At 66.6% G+C, this 22,268-nt stretch carries 18 protein-coding genes; 6 read left to right on the forward strand and 12 right to left on the reverse strand.

Annotated features, from left to right (window positions below; genetic code table 11):
• The coding region (locus E8A74_RS55920) for an IS4/Tn5 family transposase DNA-binding protein (protein WP_136927542.1) at window positions 1-144 on the reverse strand (144 nt) is incomplete at its 3' end.
• On the opposite strand from E8A74_RS55920, the gene E8A74_RS55925 reads away from it, so the two are divergent.
• Window positions 102-320 carry a L,D-transpeptidase family protein gene (locus tag E8A74_RS55925; protein ID WP_420814199.1) on the forward strand — a complete coding sequence of 73 codons (219 nt, stop codon included), beginning with the start codon at window positions 102-104 and terminating at the stop codon, window positions 318-320. The genes E8A74_RS55920 and E8A74_RS55925 overlap by 43 nt on opposite strands.
• Before the next feature lie 36 nt (window positions 321-356).
• A complete protein-coding gene (locus tag E8A74_RS03830; protein WP_136927543.1) occupies window positions 357-1,349 on the forward strand; it encodes a DUF2169 family type VI secretion system accessory protein in 993 nt (330 codons plus the stop codon).
• A 16-nt stretch (window positions 1,350-1,365) separates the two neighbouring features.
• Here E8A74_RS03830 and E8A74_RS03835 read toward each other — a convergent pair whose 3' ends face one another.
• From E8A74_RS03835 to E8A74_RS03875, 9 genes are read right to left on the reverse strand one after another with little or no spacing between them, the layout of a single operon-like run.
• Window positions 1,366-3,126, reverse strand: a complete 1,761-nt coding sequence (locus E8A74_RS03835; protein WP_136927544.1) for a hypothetical protein — start codon at window positions 3,124-3,126, stop codon at window positions 1,366-1,368.
• Complete coding sequence (locus E8A74_RS03840) at window positions 3,123-4,130, reverse strand: hypothetical protein (RefSeq protein WP_136927545.1); 1,008 nt, start codon at window positions 4,128-4,130, stop codon at window positions 3,123-3,125. The genes E8A74_RS03835 and E8A74_RS03840 overlap by 4 nt, the downstream gene beginning before the upstream one ends.
• Window positions 4,127-6,670, reverse strand: coding sequence for a type VI secretion system Vgr family protein (locus tag E8A74_RS03845; RefSeq protein ID WP_136927546.1), 2,544 nt, complete (start codon window positions 6,668-6,670; stop codon window positions 4,127-4,129). Before E8A74_RS03845 ends, E8A74_RS03840 begins: the two co-directional genes overlap by 4 nt.
• Before the next feature lie 3 nt (window positions 6,671-6,673).
• A complete protein-coding gene (locus E8A74_RS03850) occupies window positions 6,674-7,372 on the reverse strand; it encodes an SMI1/KNR4 family protein (protein ID WP_136927547.1) in 699 nt (232 codons plus the stop codon).
• 3 nt (window positions 7,373-7,375) lie between these two features.
• Window positions 7,376-7,978: an SMI1/KNR4 family protein gene (locus E8A74_RS03855; RefSeq protein ID WP_136927548.1), complete on the reverse strand. Its 603-nt coding sequence runs from the start codon at window positions 7,976-7,978 to the stop codon at window positions 7,376-7,378.
• A 9-nt stretch (window positions 7,979-7,987) separates the two neighbouring features.
• Entirely contained in the window at window positions 7,988-11,956 is a 3,969-nt protein-coding gene (locus tag E8A74_RS03860; RefSeq protein WP_136927549.1) for an RHS repeat-associated core domain-containing protein, read from the reverse strand.
• 16 nt (window positions 11,957-11,972) lie between these two features.
• Window positions 11,973-12,485 carry a hypothetical protein gene (locus E8A74_RS03865; RefSeq protein WP_136927550.1) on the reverse strand — a complete coding sequence of 171 codons (513 nt, stop codon included), beginning with the start codon at window positions 12,483-12,485 and terminating at the stop codon, window positions 11,973-11,975.
• Window positions 12,451-14,622, reverse strand: coding sequence for a type VI secretion system Vgr family protein (locus tag E8A74_RS03870; RefSeq protein WP_136927551.1), 2,172 nt, complete (start codon window positions 14,620-14,622; stop codon window positions 12,451-12,453). Before E8A74_RS03870 ends, E8A74_RS03865 begins: the two co-directional genes overlap by 35 nt.
• A 1-nt stretch (window position 14,623) precedes the next feature.
• On the reverse strand, window positions 14,624-16,822 hold the full coding sequence (locus tag E8A74_RS03875) for a type VI secretion system Vgr family protein (protein WP_170228837.1): 2,199 nt from the start codon (window positions 16,820-16,822) through the stop codon (window positions 14,624-14,626).
• 144 nt (window positions 16,823-16,966) lie between these two features.
• On the opposite strand from E8A74_RS03875, the gene E8A74_RS03880 reads away from it, so the two are divergent.
• Window positions 16,967-18,358, forward strand: a complete 1,392-nt coding sequence (locus E8A74_RS03880; RefSeq protein WP_170228838.1) for a hypothetical protein — start codon at window positions 16,967-16,969, stop codon at window positions 18,356-18,358.
• 9 nt (window positions 18,359-18,367) lie between these two features.
• Complete coding sequence (locus E8A74_RS03885) at window positions 18,368-18,817, forward strand: hypothetical protein (RefSeq protein WP_136927554.1); 450 nt, start codon at window positions 18,368-18,370, stop codon at window positions 18,815-18,817.
• 19 nt (window positions 18,818-18,836) lie between these two features.
• Here the strand turns inward: E8A74_RS03885 and E8A74_RS03890 are convergent, their stop codons facing one another.
• Window positions 18,837-19,664: an endonuclease/exonuclease/phosphatase family protein gene (locus tag E8A74_RS03890; protein ID WP_136927555.1), complete on the reverse strand. Its 828-nt coding sequence runs from the start codon at window positions 19,662-19,664 to the stop codon at window positions 18,837-18,839.
• A 105-nt stretch (window positions 19,665-19,769) separates the two neighbouring features.
• Here E8A74_RS03890 and E8A74_RS03895 point away from each other — a divergent pair, with 105 nt between their 5' ends.
• Window positions 19,770-19,973 (forward strand): hypothetical protein, encoded by a 204-nt coding sequence (locus E8A74_RS03895; protein ID WP_136927556.1) that lies wholly within the window; start codon window positions 19,770-19,772, stop codon window positions 19,971-19,973.
• A gap of 21 nt (window positions 19,974-19,994) precedes the next feature.
• Here the strand turns inward: E8A74_RS03895 and E8A74_RS03900 are convergent, their stop codons facing one another.
• Complete coding sequence (locus E8A74_RS03900) at window positions 19,995-20,555, reverse strand: hypothetical protein (RefSeq protein ID WP_232379363.1); 561 nt, start codon at window positions 20,553-20,555, stop codon at window positions 19,995-19,997.
• Window positions 20,556-21,056: 501 nt separating this feature from the next.
• Between E8A74_RS03900 and E8A74_RS03905 the strand changes: the two genes are divergently transcribed.
• Window positions 21,057-22,259: a cytochrome P450 gene (locus tag E8A74_RS03905; RefSeq protein WP_170228839.1), complete on the forward strand. Its 1,203-nt coding sequence runs from the start codon at window positions 21,057-21,059 to the stop codon at window positions 22,257-22,259.
• Window positions 22,260-22,268 lie beyond the last annotated feature (9 nt).

The raw sequence follows: 22,268 nt of genomic DNA on the forward strand, positions 1-22,268 counted from the left end.
ACTGACCTTGCCCGACGGACACTGCACCGCCTGGGCGGCCATGCGCGTCAGTCGCCGGGTCCGCCGCTTGTCTCCAAGGTCCGCATGCCCGAACTCCTCCTGTGCCCACGCTTCCGCCGACGAGGCCACCTCTGCATCCAACATCTCCCTCGCTAAATGTCGTCAGAGGGGGGGAATGTACCGATCGGAGATGGGACCAATGCTCAGGGCTCGGGCAGGTCTGGGGCCCGACGGACGGCTGCATCGGGCTCGCCAATGAAGACGTCGACGTGCTCTACGCGATCGTCCCCGTCGGCACGAAGGTGACGATAAAGCCCTGAGCGTGCGAAAATGAACGCGCCAAGGACCCGCCGCGCATGACCTTCAGCAACGCCACCCCCTATGTCGCGCTCGACGTCCCGACGACCGGCCCGGACGGCCACGCCCTCGTCGTCGCGGTCGTCAAAGCGACGTTCGACATTCTCCCCGGCGGACGTATCGTCCCCTCGGACGACCCCATCCCGCTGCGCCCGAACGACATTCCGCTCGACGCCAAAAACCCGAACGGCAGCATCGTGCTCCCATCGGACCTCTGCATTGAAAAACACGGGGCCGACGTCATCGTCCTTGGCGACGCCGTCTCGAAGCGCCGTGTCGAATCGATGGACGTCGCCGTGAGGGTGAAAGACCGCACGGTCCAGCTCCGCGTCCACGGCGAGCGGCGCTTCACCCAGGGCATCGCCGGCGTGGTCATGGGTCCTGCCGTTCCCTTCGAGCGCATGCCGATCGTCTACGAACGCGCCTATGGGGGCATGAGCGAGGACCTCACGCTCATCGAAGAGCGAAACCCGGCCGGCGTGGGCGTCGCCAAGCGCAAACGAGACCTGCTCGACCGCCCCGCTCCACAAATCGAGCACCCGCTCCGCCCGCACACAGATGCCGGAGACAAACACCCGCCCGTGGGCCTCGGTCCTATCATGACACATTGGCTCCCGCGCCGAGCCTGGGCCGGGACGTTCGATGAGGCATGGCAAAAGACACGAATACCCCTCATGCCGGTTGACTTTGACATCCGGCACAACAATGCGGCGCACCCGGATTTGCAGTTCGAGTCGCCGCTTGCACCGGGGGACACGGTCTCCGTTCTCGGCATGCACGAGGACGGCGTGATGTCGTTCGAGATCCCTGCGTTCCCCGTCGTCGTGCGAGGGCGCTTCGACGGTGGGGAGAAGGTCGTCGAACGTCCCGTCATCGATACCCTCGTCGTGCATCCGAACGAACGGCGCTTCGAGATCGTCGCGCGGAAGGCGTTCCGCATCGGCCGCGGGCAGCGGGTGTTGCGGGAGCTTCAGGTGGATCTGAGCTTTTGAGTTCGAGGCGTTCCTCTCAAACGGCGCGTCGCGGCTGCCACCACGTCCCCCGCATCGCGGCGTGATCTCGCTCTCGCGCCGCATGCACGAGCCCGGCGAGCGCGCGATCGAGTTCCTTCCCCCATGCGGCTCCATTCGCGGGCGCGTGAATCCCCGCGCGCACGGCCAGCTCATCGAGCTGCCGTTCGAGCGCGATCCGATCGAGCGCACCCGAGGCGCACGCTTCGGCGACCCGCTCCGCCGTCCATGGCTCGCCGCTGCGATATCGAATGCTCGAATCCAAGCGCATCGCCTCGATCGCCTTCCGCCAAGCCCCCGCATCCTGACGCAGCGAAGGCGCGACGCGCTCGCCGAACAGCATAACGAGCGCAGCCTCGGCAGCGTCCGCCAGCTCCTCGTTCGCGAGCTGCCGCAGAAGGTAGGACCAGGTCCCCGCATGCCCGAATCGCGCGAGCGCCGACAGCGTCGCCGCGGAAGGAGGCGTCCGCGCGAGACAAGCCGCGAGCGCGGCGCGATCCGATACGTCGCCCGCGAGCACGAAGATCTCCGCGCCAAACGGCTGCAACCGGGCCGCGCGTGGCCCGCCGTCACGCAGCTCGAAATACGGCTCCTGGTGACCCGCGCGAAGCATCGTCCGCGCAGCCGCCCATACCACGGCGGGCGCAGGATGCCCGAGGCACTTCCCGAGCAGCGGCACGAGGCGCGCCGCGTCCTCGGCGGACAGTACATCCACCACCTCGGCGGCCGCCGCTGCGACGGGCGAATTCGGATCGAGAAGAAACGCGCGAATCTCGTCGACCCCGAGCACGTTTTGCCGCCCGAGCACGAGCCCCCCCACGGCGCGCACGACCGGATGCGGCGAGACGAGCAAGGTCCGGCAAACGCCATTCCGCTCGGGATGCGGCGCGACCAGGAGAGCCTCTGCGGCCGCGCGCGCGTGGTCCGTCGCCGTCGGCGGAAGCGCCGTCAAACCGTGCGCCATGGCGTCGAGCGTATCGCCCCCGGACAAACACGCGAGCGTGAACACCGCGGCCCACGTGCTCCAAGGACTCGGGGATTCGAGCGAGCGTTTCCACGCGTCGAGAACGAGCCGAACACACGGCCCCCCGATCGACGCAATTGCATCCACGCATTGCAAGAGGCGCTCTTCGACTTCGCCGCGGAACTCGAGCGGTCTCTCCGTGCGATGTCGCGCCAGCATTGCCGCACGGTCCATGCACGACGCGACGACATCCGCGTAGAAAGATTCCTCCGAAATGGGCGTCCCCTTGCCTTCTTCAAGGGCGACGAGCGGCTTCGGCGGAACAGGGAGATCAAGCTCGTCCGTCGGCGCCTCGACATTCTCGGCAGCCCCCTGTGCGGACGCCTGCGCCCCCCACACGCTCGAGTCAAACGAATCACGCTCGACCTCGCGCAGCGTCGGCCTCTCGCATGCAGCCACGAGCACGCCCGCATTCGCCCTGTGCGGCGCCCCTGCACGCTGCGGCGGATACACGAGCCCGCGCGCGACGAGGCACGCATTGTGGGCCGCCGCGAACACGTCCAACGTATCCGCGTCGACGTACCCATTGGCAGCAAGCAGGGTCGCGTGTTGCGCGACCGTCTGCACCGCCGTCACCAGGCGCTCGAGCTCCGCGAACCGCGTCGCCTCGGCCGCGTCGAGCGCCGCCGTCAACGGTCGAACGAGCGTCGCCTTCCAGGCATGGTCCGGCAGCGCCAGCGCCCGGTCCAGGGCTTCTTGCATCGGCCCGCGGAGGACCTCCTCGAACGTCGTCATGGCGCCCCCACCCGGACCGCCGCAATGCCACGCGTGCCATCCGGCGAGATGGCCCATGCCAGGAACGAATCGCTCGGCGCGCGCAGCGCCGACGTCTCGTGCCGCAAAACCGAGAGCCCGTACACGAGGTTCATCGCGCCGGCCGCGGCGCCCACGCGTCCCACGTGGTCCTCGATCCCCTCGAACACGCACGCCGTGCCAAACCGGGCACTCTCGCGCGCCGATGCAAAGTACCAGTCCTGCGCCCGCAAATCGTCAGTGCAGGATTGCCCGAACACGTGCGCGATCGATTCCGTGCTCGGCATGCTCGAAAGCACCTGCGTCATGGCCACGCCGTCCGCCGGCTCGTCGTTGTCATCACGCGTGTTCCCCATCGCCGTCGTGGCGCCCCGCAGCGCGCCGATCACAGGAATGCCGACACGACGCGCGTTCGGCGGTGACATGAGCACCACCGCGGCCGCGCCTTCCGAATGCGGCAGAGGCGCACGCGCCCAAGGGCTCGGCGGACGCAAGACGGCGTCCGCGAGAATGTCCACATTCACCGCCGAATCCACAGCCACGATACAAACCGCCTGCGACCCCGGCTTCGACAGCGTGTTGCCCCCATCCACGAGCGCGTCGAAGAAGGCGGCTTCTCCCTCGTAACGCTGCATGGAACCGAGGCGACGCTGCCGCGCAATCGCCCGCGCCGTATCGGCCAGAAGCTCCGTCGAGAGCCCCGGCCGCGGCGCGGACGTCACCACCAGCAGGGAAACCTGCACCTCGGGCACGAGCGCCGCCGTCGCCTCCTCGATGGCTCGTTGCGCCATTTGCATGAGCCGGGAAGGAAGCGGCTCGACCGCGCCCAACCATCGACAATACCGCACGTCGATCCGCTCGCCCGTATCCCGCACGAAGGGCGAAGGCGACGGCGCTGGGACGCCCGCCGCCGCGAAAAACGCATGCTGCCGCGCCGTCATTGCGATTGGCGACACCATGCCTCCCCCGACGATGGCCAAGCTCATGTGTGTCCCGTCACGCCGCTCTGCTTCGAGGAGCGGTGGATGGTGATCGTGCCGGCCTCGATGAGCACGCCGCTCTCCGACGCGGTGATCGTGGCGCCCCCGCAATTGAACGACACCTTGCCCCCTTGCAAGGTCAAACTGCCGCCCACCTCGATCGTCAGCGCGCCACCCGCTTTGATCGTGTGTTTCCCGGACGCCTGACTCGTGAGCGCCCCCGCAATCGTCGTGCGCACGGGCCCTTTCACGTCCCGCGCGAGCACGCCCTTGACGTCGATCTTCAGGCTCCCGAGGGTTTCACTGGACGCACCCAGCACCGAAACCCCGCCGCGCGCCGTCTTCGTCGTGTAGCTACCTCCAATGAGGAACGAGGAAGGCCCCACGGTATACCAACCGATGTCCCCGGGCGTCACGATGGCGCTCGCGCCGGCAATGATCTCGGTCATCGCGCCCTTCACCGACGTATTTCGATGCCCGGGGCCGGGGCCGCCGGCGCCCGCATTGTCGCTCGCGCCCGTGCCGCCGCCTCCGCCCGCCGTGTCGCCGCTGGGGGGAGGCCCCTCGCGCCACGGTGCAGGCTGCGCCGCGCCCTGCGCCACGGCGAAAATGGCCTCCCCGCCGGGAATCATGCCGGCCGCGATTCCAACCGCGCCGAGCCCCACGCCTTTCATCGCCCCGGCCGCGCCTCCGTGTTTGTAACCTTCGTACCCGGAAAGCGCCAACCCCCCGCCCGCCGCGAGAAATTGCCCATATTGCCCGAGCGCCCCGGCGCCCGACATCGCGGCGGCCTTCGCGAGGTTCAGGAGGCCATTGACCGGATTGCCCACCTTCTCCAGCACAGCCGCGCCGACGAGCACGGACTCGCTCCCGACGCCGACGATCGTATGGCCCTTGACGTAGATCTCCTGCTTCCCGCCGACGGTCGCCGATTGCGGACCCACCGCCGTGCGATACGCCTGCGTGACGCTCACATTTTCATTGCCGCCGACCGTACGCGTCTGCGAGCCCGTGATTCCGACATTCTCGTTTTTCACCGTCTGCGTCACCATGTCGTTCGACACGCTGACGGATTTGCCGAACTGGGCCTGAACGAAGACGTGTTGTCTGCCGGCCGCGTCGTCGAAGCGAATCGAGTTCGTTCCGCCGCTGCCCGGCGAGCTGTAGGTCTGCAGCGCCGTGACCGTCTTGTTCGCGGGGAGCTGGTACGGCGGCGCGAACTTCGCATTGTACGTCCTGCCGAGCACGACGGGCTTTTCGGGATCACCGTCCTCGAACGCGACGAGCACCTCCCAGCCCACGCGCGGGATCGCCATGGAGCCAGGCATGTTCGGCTGCATCACGCGAATCGGAAGCGTTGCCTTCTCGTCCCCCTTGCCTTCGAGGTCCCACGGAAATTGAACCTTGATTCGCCCTTGCGCGTCCGTGTGAATCTCCTCGCCAGCGGCCCCCGTGACGAAGGCGCTCTGCACACCGGTGAGACGGGGCCGCGCTGCCGTACGCGGCAGCCGGTACGGTGTATCCCGCGGAAGCGCGCGCACCTCGACCGCCACGCGCGCATCCCCGAAGGTCCATTGGTGCTCCACCGCGACGACCGTATACTTTCCAGCCGGTTTTGCGCTGCCCGCATAATCGCCCTGCGCTTCGATGGTGAAGGACAAACCGGGCGTGAGGGCGACCGCCGTCGTACGAAAGACGAGCTCCAGGGCATCCGCGCGGAGGGTTTCGAGCCGAAGCCTGGCGCGCGCGTCCCCCTCGTCCGGCTCGCGAAATCCGCCTGGCCCCTCGTACACTTCGACGGATTGCTCCACGTCCGTGCCGGCCTTCGACGTCGCGGAGAGCGCTAGGTCCGGTTTTTCATGGTTGTAGTCGCGCAGCGTCACTTTCCCGGGCCTGCGTTTGGCGAGGATACGCGCGTCAAAGGCTGCTATCTCGAACATGCCGAGCGCCGACACGTCGACCAGCGGCAGCGGCTCCTCCAGCGCCGCGAGCGAATACGTGGTGGCGTCTTCGAGCACGATCCGCTCGACGCCCTCCTCGTCAGCATCGAACCGAAACACGAGCCCCTCGTCCTCGCACATGCGCCGCACGAAGGCCGCGTCGTTCTCGGCATACTGGACGACGTATTCCCGTTCGATGTGCGACTCGTAAAGCCGGAGCTCGACCTGCCTCCCATCGTACCCGGCCTCGAGCAGCACCTTCTTCACGATGTCGGGAATCGTCATCTTCTGGAAAATGCGCGACCGCGTCCGGAGCTCGACGGCCGCGAGGCGCGAATGCACCGTGGCTCGATAGCGCCGCTCCCCGTTCGGATTCGCCGTGGCCACGGCAGAAAACCGCGTGACGATTCCCCCGACGATGCGCGCCCCGATCCCTCCCTCCAGCACCACCGCGCAGGGTTTGCCCACGACATCGGCCGGCGCGACGCCTTCTGTCGAAAAGAGGTCGAACTCCAGCTCGGTGGATTGCCCGAGCCGCTCCGTCCCCCGCAGGCTACGACAGGAGAGGGTTTCGGCACCGTCGACGAGAAACCGCACGTTGTGCACGGCCTACCTCCGATGTTTCTTCAGCTTCACGACCTGGATCATGGCCTTGTTCACCGGCACGGGCGCAGGCGCCTTCCACTTCGGCGGCTTCTTCTTCGAGACCGGCACATACCCCAGCGGCGCCCCCGGAAACCCTTCGGGCGCCCCCGGAAGCTGGCTTTTCCCCGAAAGCAGCGCCGCGAGCACGGCGCTCGTCGATCCGCCGAGCTCCACGGGCATCGGGCAAATTCCATCCTCCCCCGGGGGCCCGAGATACACGACCTTCCAACGATCCGGCGCGCCGACACCCAGCCAATAAAGCGCGCCGCCGTCCCCGAGCACGGCCCAGGCGATCCATTTCTGCCCGCGGGGCGGATAGGCCGCGAGCGCGGCGCGCCGCTCCGCCTGCTTCGCCAGCAGCGGCGCGACCACCGGATCACTCGTCTCCATCTGGAACCGCGAATCACTCCCGAGCAGCGCGAGGTGTTCGAGCCGCGCGAGCGATTGCCTGCCGAGCTGCGCGCCCAGCTCCTCGGCGAATGGACTCAGAATCCAAACGAAACCACCGAGGCAACCTGCCCCATATTCCTCGATGAAGGCCTTGTAATCCGATGGAAGACCATGCCCGAAGAGGCCCTCCACCTCGGCCCATCCGAACTTGGCGGACGCGCCCTCGGGGCGCGCCGGCTTGGGGAGCAGCTTGGTCACGCTGGCGATCGACATGGCCTACTTCCCCTTCCCCGCGCGCCTCGCCACCTCGTGCAATGCAAACGTCGGCCGAACCGGCTCCTCGTTCACCCCCGCCTGGAAGATCCCCCAGGAAATACGCTCTGAAAGGACATCATACAGAAACGCCGACATCGGCCCCGCAAACTCCGCGTACTGGCCGCGGGAATCCGCGACGAGGGTCCACTTGTCCGGCGTGCCCTTCGTCAGCCAGCAGAGCGCGTCGCCGTTGATGGTATACCCCCACGGCAGCAACCCCCCGGGCTCCGGAAACACGGGATAGGGCAGGTTGTTGATCTCCCCGAACGGCACCGGAAGATCACGCGCGCCCGGCACCTGCGCGTTCCGTCGCACAAGATGCAGCGTGAATAGCATGAGCTGCATTCGCTCCATCCACGGCAGCTTCGCCGAGAACGGATTCATGACATGCAGGTACTTGTTGATCCAGCCGGTGCCGTACGTCCCAACAAACTGCTTGTAATCTCCGGGTAGCTCCGTCCCCAGGAGCGATTCCGCGGGCGCCCAGTCGTTCTTCGCCGGAGCCTCCTCGGACTTCTTCGGCGGAAGCAGCCACTTCGTGAGAGACGCCATCGAGCTTGCCATGGTTTGTCCTCAAAGGAGCGGGAGGCTGAACGGGCTGCCGCTGCTGGGGTTGGCGCTGAGCGTGACCGACTTGGGCCGACCGTTGCCGTAGTTCGTGATGGAGATGTTGTAGTCGACCGGCCCATTCTGCGCAGCTTGAAACACGCGATCCTCGAACATCCGCATGTCCGTCTGGTTCGCTGCGGCTTTCATCGTGACGAGGTTCTGCTCCCAATCGCCCGGCCCGCCCATCCGGTTCGGCCAGAGGTGCGCGCGGTCGTACCCCGGGCTGATCCACCCGGGCGGGAGAATCGCGCCGTACGCATCGGTGCCGAGCCCGGATTGACACATCTCTTTCGTGATCCTGGCTTGCATGCCGTTGATGTAACCATTGGCGTCGGTCGTGAACTTGACGTATCCGAGCCCCGGACAAGGGGCAAGACCCAAAGGATCGATGGTGGTCGTCGGATTGCCGCCGAAACCAAACAGGTCCGGAGACCCGTGCAAACCGAGCGGATCGGGGCTCAGCCAGCGACCGACGCGAGGATCGAACATGCGATGCCGCGTCGCCGTGAGGCCGGTCTCGTCATCGGCATATTGACCGAGGAGCCGCAACGGGGTCCTCGCCGTGGGGCGCCCTCCGGCACCATTGCCTTTCTCCTGGAGCACACGGCCAAACACCGAGTGTTCCGCCGTCCACGCGACCTCGCCCCGCGTATCGATGAGGTCTTTTGCCGTGCCGAGGTGATCGGTGACGTAGAAGAATGGTTTGCCGTCCTCCTCGTGCAGCACGGGCACCGGCGAAAAAGGCTGCCCCACGAACACCTTTGTCGCCCCTTCGGAGGTCACCTCCGCGGCGAGCGTGTTGACGTCCCAAAGGTATTCGACAACCCGCGCCTGCGGCATGCCCCCGTCCTCGGGCGCCGGACCGATGACCTGCTTCCGAATGCGGCGGCCGAAGGCGTCGTATGTGAAGAGAAGCCGTTCCCCGCTCGGGAGCTCGGCCTCCCGGAGCTGGTGAAACGCGTCCCAGTAGTATTTCGTCTCTTTTTGGCCGTCCGGCCGATGGTCGCGGAGCGTTCGCTCCTCGATACGCCGACCGTTGTCGTCATAGCCGAATTCGAGGTCGGGCGTACGCAAAAGCACGTTCCCCTGGCGAACGGCCCACGGCGCCGATTGCGTGCCGCTCGCGGCCCACCGCGAAAGCGCACCAGCGGCGTCGTATTCGAGCACCTCCGCGCGTGCTCCCGAACGCACGGACGTGAGCCGACCACACACGTCGTGCTCGTATTGCACGGTACCCCAGTGAAGATCGTATATCGCGATGGGCAACCCGCCGAGCCCGACTTGCCACGCACGTCGCGAAACGACGTTCGGCTGTCCCGTCCCCGATCGCACCGCAGCCGTACGATCGATGGGCCACCCCTGCGGGCCATACGTGGTCATGACGTCGAGCCCGGCCTCGTAGACGTGCCGGCGCACCTCACGCCCGCGCGGGTCACGTACGAGCAGCACCTTGTGGCCCTCGTGATCGATGCCGACCACGCGACTCGCCAGATCATAAAAATACGACGTGCGTTTCCCATGCGGCAGGACACGCGCCACGAGCCTCCCCCGTTTGTCGTATTCGTACTTCGTCGCGCGCCCATTCACCGCCGTCCCCACGATGCGGTGCAGCTCGTCGAGCTCGAACTCCACGACCGTCTTGCCCCACGTCTCCTCGACGACGGCTACGAGAATCTCGCCAAGCTCGTTTCGCTCGAAGGTGCGCGTGCCATGCGGGGAGTCTTCGACGACCAGGCGTCCGCCGGGATCGTATTCGAAGCTCCGCCAGGTCCCGTCCGGGTACTCGACGCGCGTCATCCGACCGGTGCGCGCGTGAAAATAACGCAACAAGCGCCCGTCGAACGTCACCTCCTCGCGGACGCGGGAGGCACGGTCGTAGAGGAATTCGTGTTGCTCCCCCTTGGGATTGCGGACGAACCGGAGCCGCTCGTCGACGTCGTGCGTGAACGTCCATGCGCCGCCGTCCGGCTCGACGACACCCGCGACCTGCCCCGTGCCACGAAATGAGAGCGCGACGGTATGCCCGCGTTCCGTCGTATAGGTCGCGGGGCACCCGAGCGCATCGTAGGTAAACGAGACCTGGCCGCCATCGGGCAGCGTGGCCGACATCAACCGGCTCAAAGCGTCCCACGTATACCGCGTCACCGCGCCCGTCGGATCCGTCTTCTGTACGAGGCGACCGAGCGCATCACTCTCGTACTGCGTCACCTCCCCGAGCGGCCCTTCGAGCTGCTTGATGTTTCCTTCTGCATCGTGCGAAATCTCGAGGAGGGTCCCATCGGGGCCGTACATGGCGGTAAGAAGACCGCGGCCATCATACGCAAGCGAAAAGACTATGCCCGAGGGCTCCTCGTATCGAATCAGCGCGCCGCGTCCATCGTACGTGTACCGGGTCGTGAGCCCTGCGGCGTCGGTCTTGGCCATCATTCGATCGCCGTCGTACGCCCACGTGGCGACATTGCCCGCTGGATCCGTGGCTTTGACCAGATGCCCGCGCGCGTCGTACTCATACGAGAACGTCTCCCCTCCGCCATTCTTGCGTGCGATCACGAGGAGATCATCGTCGTATTCGTTTGCGTCGACGTACGCACTGTCGAAGCTACGCTCTTCGAGCACTGCACCATGCTCGTTCCACGTGAAGACCCGCGCCGCCGGGTTTCCATGCGCCGTCGTCGTCCCCTGCGTCAGGTCGTACGTGAACTCGAAGCCGTGCAGCCCTCCATCCCCCCACGCCTTGACGCAGCGGCCGGTCTGCGGGTCGTACGCATATCGCCAGGAAACGTTGTTTTTCGCCCTCTTCTCCACGAGCCGGTGGCGCCCATCGTAGGCATACCGCTCGGTATACCCGAGGGGGTCGGTGACGCTCGCGAGCTCTCCCGCGTCGGTGTACGCATACCGGATCGTCGCATGAATCGCTCCCCGCGCGACCACGTCGAGCTGCACGATACGCCCGGACGAATCACAGGAGAGCCGGAGCTCACGCCCGATCGCATCGACCACCGATCGCAATCGTTCGTCCGCATATACGAGCTCGACGCGGTTGCCCCACGCGTCCTCGATGGACCGGAGCATGGCGGGGCCTGTACGCGTGACCGGCGAAAACGTGAGCGTGTACCCGTCGTCGTGAACCTGGAGCACGTAGCTCTTGCCGTCCGCGCTCCGCGCGAGCTCCCTCCGCCGGCCACGATGGAAGGCGCTTTCTCGCGGAGACAGCGCAGGGAAAACGACGTCTCGCCCATCCTCCCCGCGCACGACGGCCTTCCCCTTCTCGACCACCACGTACTGATGAAACCCGTGCGAGAAGCCGCCTCGCCCGAGCGGTGTCGCCTCCGTCGCGCGGCTCGACGCATAATGGCGAGCAAAGCGCACCGGAATGGCGCCGTGAAGCTCGTAGTCGACGTGCGTATCGACGACGTCCCCCGAGGCAACGGCGACCGGCTCCGCGGCGACGTACACCTTCGCCGCGTGTTTCTCGCTCTTCGCGTTCATGGCCCTCGTGAATGAGAGGCCCGAAATGAACTTCCCTTTCGATTGGTGGACCTCGAGATCCTTCGACAGGAGGTTCAGCACCACGTCGTCGCCGGTCACGCAAAGCTCGACGTTCGAGCCTCTCGCGCTCTTCGAGCCCGAGATCGTCTTCGCGACCTTGAGCACGGCGTGCGTGACGATGTCCTTGATGGGCAGCGCATTCGCCGGCAAGTTCGCGGGCGTCTCGATATCCATCGTGCTGCCCTTCTTCAGCACGGGATCACCGCCGCACGTGATCTGCTGACAAACGCTCTTCGCCGTCGACGATTTCGCCACGTACAGGAACGGCGACGCCACTGGCCCCGTGGGCGGCGGCGGAGGGATCATGCTGGTCGCGGGCGGACCCGGGGCCACGTGCCCGCTCCCTGTCGTCGCGACGTTTTTTCCCCTGACGGTCGTGGCCATTCCCGCGCTCCTCGGTTCAGGGCAACTCCACCAATGCCGAAAGGAATCGCACGAGAGAACTCATGTCGACCACCATCCGCTCCCCCTCCGCCCGCAAAATCCCTGCCTTTTCGAGCCGCAACGCCGCCTGTCCCGATTCGATCGTGATGCTCCGATCGGCCCGCAGCCGAAGATCCTGCGCAGAAAGGGTCACGAGGCCGCTCGCCTCCCGCACGAGCCCGCGGGACGTCTGAAGCGCGCCGAGCACCGTGGGGCCCCGCTCCGTGTCCGTGACGAATACCGTGCGCCCCGTCCGGAGGCATTCCTCGGCAAACGCCGGCTCGACCTCATCCGCGAGCACCGCCGTCACCCGCTTCCCGTCGGCCGTACGCACGCGATAGCCGCCATCGGAGGCAAACTCGATCTTGCCGACGAAGAGGCCGGGCCCGAGCGCGGCGGGCGCGGGTTTCTTCGCGCGCGCCGCGGGCTTCGTTTTCGACGCCGGAGGCGCGCTGTCATTCGTAGTTTTCGTCGCCGTCGTCCTGCGCATCGACAGACCCCTTGAATTCACCGTCAATCGTGATGGATCCGGGCGTGATGGTCACGGTGGCCCCGCCCGCCTTGATCTTGATCTGACCCGTCGCTTTCACGACCACGTTCGACCCCTGCAACTTGGCCGAACCCCCAATCGAGTAACGCGCCGTGGCGGCGAAATCCTCGACCCGATCCCCGCCGGCCGTGACCTTGCGGGAGGCCAGCGTCTCGACGAGCGCGCCCTTGACCTCCTGCGCGAACTTGCTCGCCTTGATCGTCTTCGCGGCCGCCACCATTTCGGAGCGCGCCCCCATGACGTTGACCCCGTAATTGGCGCCCGCGAGCATGTTGCACGAGCCGCCGACCATCACCGTCGCCGCGCCGGTCGTTTGCCGCTTCGCGTGCTCGATGGCCGTCTCCGCCTTCGCCGCGCCGACCATCCGCGTGAGCGTGGCGCAGCTCGTCGTCGAGTCGCCGCCAATGTCGAAGATACGTGCGGCGCCCACCATAACGGATTCGCTGGCCGCCTGGATGTACATGTTCGCGTTGACGTTCACCGTGCGATTCCCTCCCACGGTAGAACTCTGCGCACCCGCCACGCCGACGTCGTGCACTTCGCCCACGATCACCTTGCGCGTAGCGCCCACGGTCCACGTATCGTCCGCGGTGATGACCGTGACCTTGTCGTTCTCCGTGCGTTCGTTGTAATCACGCGACGCCTTGAATGCGAGGCCCTCCGCGCCCGCCGTGTCATTCATGCTGACGACGTTGGCGCTCCCGCCCCCCGGCGTGGTCGAGGAGCCGAACGCGGTGACGATCTTCTCGCCCGGAAGGCCGTTCGGCGGCTGCGCCACTCCATTGTAGAGCCGCCCGAGGACGAGTGGTTCGTCCGCCGAGGAGGCGTGAAAGCTCACCACCGTCTCCCAGCCGACGCGTGGGAGGAAAAACCCGCCCGTGGTCGGAGGATACACGACGCGTGTCCACGCCGAGCTCGTGTCGTCCTCTGCCCGTCGCCGATCCCAACGCAGCAGCACTTTCGTGCGGGCAAGTTTGTCCGGATGAATCTCGGCGCCGCCGGGTCCGGTCACCGTGGCGGTTTGAATTCCTCCCACGCGCGGGGCCGGCGTGCGGGCCGGCCGGAACGGGGCGTCGATCGGCACGGCCTCGAAGAAGGCTTCATAACGATCGTTGCCCTCGGCCACCCGATCGCTCGCTCGATGCTCGACCGCGAGGAGGAGCCAGCGCCCTTGCAATCCTTCTGGCCCTTCGAGCTCGACGACATGACCCGGCGAGAGCGCCCTGCACGACGTCGCCGCGGTGAGCACCTTTCGCCGCGCACGAAGCTCCTCCATGCGCAGCTTCACGAGCGCAGAACCGGACGCCGGATTTCGGTATTGACCCGGGTACTCGTACACTTCGAGCGCGTCGCCGTCGACCTTCGTCTCCGCAGTGAGATCGAGGCCGGGATTCTCGAAATCGTAATCCTGAAGGCGCGCCCGCTGCGGCACCATCTTCTTTCGCAGCCGCGCGCCGTACACGCTCTCGCCCGTGTCGAGCCCCGCGCGCTCCCTGACGGGCAAGGGTCCAACGGGCGCATCCTCGAAGCCGGAGGGGCCATCGACGAGGACGACTTTGTCCCTGCTCCCGAACGGCGCGAAAAACGAGATTCCTTCCTCCGCGAGGATCCGCCGCACGAAATCCAGGTTGCTCTCGAACGCCTGCACGCATTGCGCGCGTTTGTCGAGCGACCTCGAAACGCGGACGTCCAGCTCGACTCCCGCCTCGGAGAACATCTCGCGCGTGATCTCCACAGCGTCCTGGTCGAGGAAGACGCGATAATCCTTCGTGTCGGCGAGGAGCGCGAGCGTCTGCACGATGCGGACGTTGTAGCCCCGATCCCGCGCTTCCACCGCATCCACGAGCCCCTCGAAGACACGCTCGCCGCCGTCGAGGAGCGTCCACGAAATCTTGGCGGGCTTCGTGATCAGCGACTCCGGCGCGGCGGACACTGTATTCGTATCTCCGCCGAACGCATCCAACACCACGTCAAAAGAGGCCGGCGCGCAGATCGCCTCGCGCCCCGAGAGCTGCACGACACGCAAGGGCCCCTCCATGCCCTCGATCTCCAGTTGCGCGAATGCATCGAGCGGCATGTCACCCCACCTTCGTGCCCGACTTCCGGGTGATCGTGCCTTTGAGCTTCGTCTTGCCCTTCTTCGATTGCACCTTGCCGCCCGACATCACGAGCGCGCCGGCCGTGAGCGAGCCGCCGACTTCAATCGTGATCGAAGGCGCTTCGAGCACGAGCTCCGCGCCGGCCTTCATCGTCGCGCTTCCGCCCACTTGCACCGTTCCGGTCGCTTTCCCGCCCGTCGAAATGTGGCTTCCGGCCTTTTCGGTCGTCGGGCCTGCCGTCACCGTCTTCGCGCCGCGCACGTTGTCGCCATACCCGCCTGCGCATGTGATCGTGCGCGAACCGCCCACAACCTCGTTGCTGACCGCGGCGACGGAGGCCCCGTACCCGAGGCCGCCGTTCAGCGACATGCTCCCGCCCACGAGCTGCGTGAATGCGCCGTCGACCTTCGTGTTCGACTGGTTGCACTGAATCACGTACGCCGCGCCGATGAGCTCGTTGTACGCGCCCTGCGCGCTGACGACGCGGTTCGCGGTGACCTTGATGTGCTCGACCGCGCCGATCATCTCCGACCGCGCGCCCTTCACCGCCGTGACCATGTCGGTGCCGACATCGACCGTCTGCGAGCCGCCGATCGTGAGCGCTTGGGAGCCGTTGATGGCGAGTTTGTACGCGAGCGTAACATCATGCGTCTCGTTCGCCGAGACGCGCGTCGTCGCGCTGCCGCCGACGACCACGGTTTGATCACGCGACGCATGCAGGAACATCTCCTGGCTGCCTGCGCCGTCGCCGATCCGCAGCTCGTTCGTGGTGCCGTCGCTGGGCGAGGTCGCGGATTGCAACGTCGTCGTGGCCGCGGCGCCGGGCAAACCATAGGGAACGATCGCCGTCGTATTGTACGAACGTCCGAGGACAAACGGTCGGTCGGGGTTGCCGTCCACGTACGCCACCGGGACCTCCCAGCCGACGCGCGGCAGGAGCATCACGCCGGCCATGTTCATCTGGAGCGTGCGAACCCAGGACGACGAACGATCGTCGAGCGTCCCCGCGCGATCCCAGGGGAACCGGATCTTCACGCGGCCGAGATCATCGACGTGGATCTCCTCGCCGTTCGGCCCCGTCGTGAACGCAGGCTCGACGCCTTCGACCTTCGGGCGGCGCGCCGGCAGCGCGGGTCGAAACGGTCGATTCGCGGCCGGGACGAGCGTCACGCGATTCTCGTACTTCGTTGGCGTCGCGCCGCTGCGTGAGGGAGCGTCGAACGCATGCTCCACGCGCACGAGGAGGTACCGCTGGTTCATCCACCCGTCGGCCGCGCCCTCGAGGTCGAGGAGGCGACCGGGCGTGAGGCGGATCGTCTCGCTGCGTCCTTTCGCCACGACCTCGAAGCGGCGGAGCTGTTCGAGGCGCGCCTTCGCGCGATCGTTCGCGCCACGCGCCGTGAGCACGCACGCGGGGTACTCGAAGTACGAGAGCGCGCCTTCGCCTGCATGCCCATCCACGGGCACGTCGGGCTGGCGCACGTCGAGGTCACGCACGTGCACGGAGGTGGGCACGATCGACTGCTCGATCTCGAGCTCGACGAACCCGCGCGCGCCGGCGAGGCCGCTCTTGTCGTCGAACGTCACGACGGGTGAAGGCTCGACGCCGTCGTGCGAGCCGAGCGCGTCGCCGAGCACGATCACGCTGCCCGTGCCTTCGACATGATCGATCCAGAAGTTGATGCCCTCCTCGGCGAGGAGCCGCTGCACGAAAGCGAGGTTTGTCTCGCCGTACGCCACGCAGAAGAGGCGCTTTTCGTAGCCTCCGCCGGCGAGGCGCGTGAGGATGCGATCGGCCGGGATGCCGGCGTCCGTGAGCACTTCGCGGACGATCTCCTCGGTGGTCTTCTCCTGGAAGATGCGGTACCCGCTGCGGAGATCGAGGGCGAACATCGCTGCAGAGAGCGTGAACACGCAATGCGACCCGTCGCGATCCGCGCCCTCGTCCTCGGCGTCGATCACGAGCAGCTCGATCGCGCGGGTCGAGCCGTCGAGCGTGTCGGCGCAGGTGAGCGTCGCGGGCGTGCCGACGATGGCTTCGATGTCGATCGGCTCGTCAGGAGAGACGAGGTGGAGGGTCCACGCGGGCAGCTCGTTCATCGCTTCGACGCCGCGCGCCCGCAGGATGCGGGTGCCTACGGGGAGGGCGTCACTTACGAGCTGGAGTTCGATCGTCACCGTCGACCTCGGTGCACATCTTCGCGGATCCTTCGCGTGTTCACAAGATAGAATGCCGACGAGCGAATTCAATACGGGCGCAATAAAACGACGTATTGTGCTTCGCGCTGGTCGGCGCGTGCGCGGCGTGTCTAGAATGTCCACGTGCAAACGCCTTCCCCCGCGACGACTCCCTCCGTCGACGCCTCGGGCGAGCACCCGCGCGCGCATCCGCGGCTCGCGGGCGTGGCGCTCGCGCAGCTCGCCGGCGTGCGCGCGGGCCTCGCGGCGGGCTGGCCACTCGAAGACGTGCTGCAAAACGAGGGCGTGGATCCGGCGCGGCACGCCAAGGCCGAGGCCGCGTGGGACGAGCGCCTGGCGGAGGACGACGCCGAGGAGCTCCTGCATCTCTTCGACACGTGCCAGGCGGAAGCCGCAGAACGCTACCGAAGGCCCATCCCGCCGCTCGACGAGGAGCTCGGCGCGTGGCTCGATTTCGCCAGGCACTTCGCCGCGCAGGAGGAGCCCGTGCCTTGGCTCGCCGGGTTCGGGCTCCGCCTCGCCGACGTGTTCACGCTACATCGTTTGTGGTCAAAACGATTGATGGAGGAGCCGTCCCTCCGCGAGCATGCGCATCGTTTGCTTGCGGCGACGCCCGGCGACGTGCCCACGCCTCGGCCGGGACAAGGCATTCTGCATCCGCCGGCCCCGCTGGGGGAGATGGTGGATCTTCCGGAGGACGAGGCGCCGATCGACGACGAGGACGTTCGCGAGGACGACGATGCGCCCGAGGCGGCCCCGGCCGATTTCTTCGCGCCGCTGCCACACGAGGGAGACGCAAAGCTAATCGCATCCATGGCCATCGAGCCGCCGCCGCAACCACCGGCGCCCGATCCGGATTTGCCCGTGGATACGCTGCCACCGGTCTCCCTTGCGGCGGCGCCTTCGATGCCGTTCCAAAAGCTCCCGCTACCGCGGCCATTGGTATCGTTTGCGCCGGAGCCCGCGGAGGCGGAGCCCGTGGATCGGCTCGCGCAGACGCTCCCCGCGCAGGAGTTCATTCCGGCGGATCCTCTTCCCTTCCAGCGTGAAGCGACGCTGGCCACGGGCGACACGAAGGGCTTGGATCTGGGCTCGACGTTGCCCGTCGGATTCATCGCGCCGCGCGAGGTATTGCCGTTCCAGGAGACAACGAAAGGCAAGGCCGCCACGAAGAACCAGGCCAGGGCCGTCACGCAGCCACTCCCGGCCTTCGTTCCCGGGGAAGCGCTGCCCTTTGATCCGAAAGAGGATGATTCGACGAACGAGGACACGGGACCGGCGACGGCCCCCTTCGAGGGCGCGATGCCGCCCGAGCTATCCCTCGAAGCCCACGCGGAGCTGTGCGCGAAGCTCGCAGCGTCGCCGGACGAGGCCGAACGGATCTTTGCGCGGTATGGTTTGGCGGAGCCACACGCGAGGAAGGCCGTGGACGAGGCGTGGAAGGAGCGGCTCCGGAGGGATCCGGCGCTCTACCAGGCGTGGCAGCGGCTCTATCGGATGTTCTCCGAACGTTGAGGGCGACGGATGAAAAAGTTCGCGTTCGGATGTGCGGGGGTCTTGCTCGTATTGCTCGGGGTCTCGATCGCAGCCGTCCACGTCAGCATGCAACAGATCGAGAAGGCGTCGCAGACGATGTTCCAGCAATTCGCGGTGGGCGCCCCGGTGATCCCGTTCTCCCTCGCGCCGACCGGTCGCACCTATGTTTCATTTCGGCACGACGATCAGAAGCCGTGCCTGACCGCGACCGTCAGCGGTGATCGTGTGACGTTTTCGTACGAGGAGCGGCACGAGAGCGTCGACACGGCCGATTTTCAGAAGAAGCTCGTCTCTCTGCGGGAGATCGTCGCGCCTTGCACGAGGCTCTCCGTGGACGTCTTCCCCTCGATCCCAATCCCGCCGCGGGCCTCGCTCGTGGTTCGTTACGATCCGCAAGGGAACGTCTCGAAACTCGAAGCGCCTCATATCTGGGACTGAGGCCCGCAGCACGGCTCCTTCACGCAGGCGCGAACTCGACCTCGATTCCGAAGTGATCGGAGACGAACGTGCCCTCTTCGTCGATCGGCTCGACGCCGACGAGCGTCGCCGCGCGAGGCGACCATGCGCGGCTGCGCAAGAACACGCGGTCGATGCGCTTGTGGGAATGCTCGGCGTGCATCACGTAACGCATGAAGTTGATGCTCGTGTCGACCGTGTGGCCCGGACGATCTCCGTGCAAGGCAGGCCAGACATCGACGAACGTGGGGTCGAGCGCGGCATTCTCGGCCGCGGCATCCGGCGCGAAGTTCATGTCGCCTGCGAAGACCACATCGGGGCTCGATGCCGCGAGGTAAGGCTGGATGATCCCGAGCTGCGCAACACGCGTCGACACGCACTCCGACGTGCTCTCCAGGTGGACCGTTGCCACGGTGATCCCACAGGAAAGCTCGGCCGAGAGGAGGCGTCGACCCATTTCCGTCGGCAAATCGAGCATGACGAGGCGACGAATGGGGATACGTGAGAGCAGCAAGACGCCGTAACGGCTGAAGGTGCTGCCGTCGACGTCGGACACCTGATAACCGGCGCGGACCCAGGGAGTATCCACGATTGCGGCGAGGAGCTTGCGGGTGACCTCCTGCAACAAGATCACGTCGGGGCTCCGGCGCGAAATCTCCGCGAGAAGCGCGTCCTGACGCACGCGGGACTTGTGGGCACCAAACCACACGTTCCACGTGAGAATCTTCAAGGGGCCGGCGGCCATGGGCCTCGCAGGCCCGGCAGCCTGCCATTGCGCACGCGCGAAGGCGTGAGGCGGGATGACGGCGGGGCTCGGCGCCTTCGACATGGCATACCTTACCACCCTCCAGGAGGGTCGACCAGACCCCGCCGAGCCGAGCAAGCAGCAGGGATCCCCGCCGTCGCAAAGACGTGGTAGCCTCCGGCGCACGTCATGTTGTCCTCGTCGTTGCACCGCATCTGCCACGAATCCTGGGAGCTGATACAGGTTTTCCGGGGGCCCACGATCCCGCGTGAAGGGGAGCTCTTGTTGCTCGAACAGGGCGGGCAGGAGACCAAGTATCGCGTCATCCGGGTGATGTACAAAGCTGCCCCCGGAGGCGAGCTCTTGGCGACCGTGTTCGTGGCCCCGGCTTGAAAGGCGGGCGAAACGCCTGATTCAGAGCACGAACCGCGCAGCCGCCGCGGCGACCGCGCCGATCGCCGCGCCCGCGAGCAGCCAGGCCAGGCGCGAGGGGCGCGGGGATTCACTTTCGCCGAGAGGAAACTCCACCGCGTGCACACGCTCGGCCTCGGCGTCGACCAGCAAGACCCCGTCCACGTCGAAGGCGATGCGGTATTCGAGGAGCTGGCGGCGCGTGCCGGGTGTGTCGATCCGCGGCGCAGCGCGGCCCGTCTTCACCTCGGCCACGAAACGCTTGTCGCCCCAGCCCACGAGGTAATCGGCGCGAAGATCGATCGCCACGGGATCCCCGTCGACCCGCACGCCATACGTGACGGCCACCTGCCGACCGAGAATGGTGAAGCCGAGATCCCGGAGCAAGCCCTCGGCGCGAAGCTCGCCCGCCGCGCCTCGCTCCCGACGAATCGCGATCGTGCGCCGCCGCCAGAAGCCACGCCAAACGATACGCGTCGTCTGCACCAAAGCGAGCAGCGCCGCCGCCGCGAGGAGGACGAGCAGGACATCGGGCGGGAGCGCGCGCAGATCCACCTGCCACATGCATGACAACAGAAGCGCGCCGTGGGCCAACTTTTCGGCAGGGCATCGTTTCCCGCGCCCTCTCGGGCAGCGCGGCCCGCGGCGTGGGTCCTCCGAGGCCCGGGAGGGAGGAAATCTTCGACGATCATGTTCGGCCCCGCGGGTGCCAATGCTTTGGCTGGCCCTACGGTGCGTGGCCTATGCAGGGCATCGGTGGCCCGAGATCGGTTGGCAATGAACGGCCATCCGCCGGGTTGCACGAGCAATGCATGCACGCTCCGTGTCCCGTAGCATCCACAGGATCGCCCAAGTTGGCCTTCGCCCACGTGGCCATCCACGTGCCGGGCCCTACGCGTATCCTTTCCCTCCGAGGCGCCCCGCCGCCGCGTCGTAATCGTGCACGAGCCGCCCTTTCGCCGGCGCCCGCGTTGCTCGCCAATGCGCGGCTGCGCTAAGATACGCGGCTCGCGTGCGCTGAAGCTCGATGAGCGTGGTCCACCAAACATCCACAGAAGCGTATGTATGACCTCATCGACCTTCAGCGAGCCCCATTCGAGCGGTCTGCCCTACTATCAGGAGCTGGCGCGAAAAGGCGAGGTCCACTTCGAGCCGTCCAGGGAGATGTACCTGGTCCTTTCGCACCGGCTCGTCCGAAGAGTGCTCACCGATCCGCACACATTCTCTTGTCGGAACGGGATCGAAAACGTATTCAAGGATGCGACGTCGGCTCCGGCGCTCCTGGGATTGGATCCCCCGGACCACACCCGCCTGCGTGCTCTCGCCGCGAGCGCATTCACGCCGCAGACCGTCGCGAGGCTGAAGCGGTGTACCTACGAGCTCGCCCATCGGGTTCTGAACGAGGTGATCGAGGCCGGCGCCATGGATGTCGTCGCCGACATCAGCGACAAGCTGCCCCTGATGGTCATCGCGGGAATCCTCGGCCTTCCCCGCGACGATTGGAAACATTTCCTCCGCTGGTCGCATTACATCGCGGCCGCCGCCGCCCCGACCGTGACCCGAGAGAAAGAGGCCGACCACCGGGGCCCGCTCCTGGAGATGCGCCGGTATTTGCTCGCGGAAATCGAGGATCGCCGCACGCGACCCATGGAGGACCTGCTGAGCCGATTCGTTCACGCCGACGTGGAAGGAGCACGGCTGGACACGGAGGAGGTCCTCTCGCTGACGATGCTCCTCGTCTCGGCGGGCCACGGCACCACGGCGAACGGGATCGGACAAGGAATTCGCTGGCTCCTCGCCCATCCGGATCAACTGGACAAGCTCCGGCGTGACCGCCGCCTGCTCCCCACGGCCGTGGAGGAGATCCTTCGTTATGATCCGCCCATGTACATGGTGCCGCGCGTCGTGACGCGCACGGTGGATCTCGAAGGGCACACGCTCGAAGAGGGAGATCGGCTGCTCTACGTCGCGGCCACCGCAAACCGCGACGAAAATGTTTTTTCGTATCCGGACCAATTCGATATCACCCGCGATCCGAACCCGCATCTTTCCTTTGGTTATGGGATCCACTTTTGCCTCGGCGCGGCCCTGGCCCGGCAGGAGATGCGGGCCGCGCTGGACGTGATCCTCGATCGGTGTCTTCATCTGGAACGGGCCGACACAGCGCCGCTCGAGCATGGTGGAGCGGTGCATCTGAACGGTCTCAAGCATCTGCGTGTGAGATTTCAGCCCGGCGCGCAGTGCTCCGTCGACGTGGCTGCCGCCTGACGTCCCTGG

This window comes from Polyangium fumosum (assembly GCF_005144585.1).
GTDB lineage: Bacteria > Myxococcota_A > Polyangia > Polyangiales > Polyangiaceae > Polyangium > Polyangium fumosum.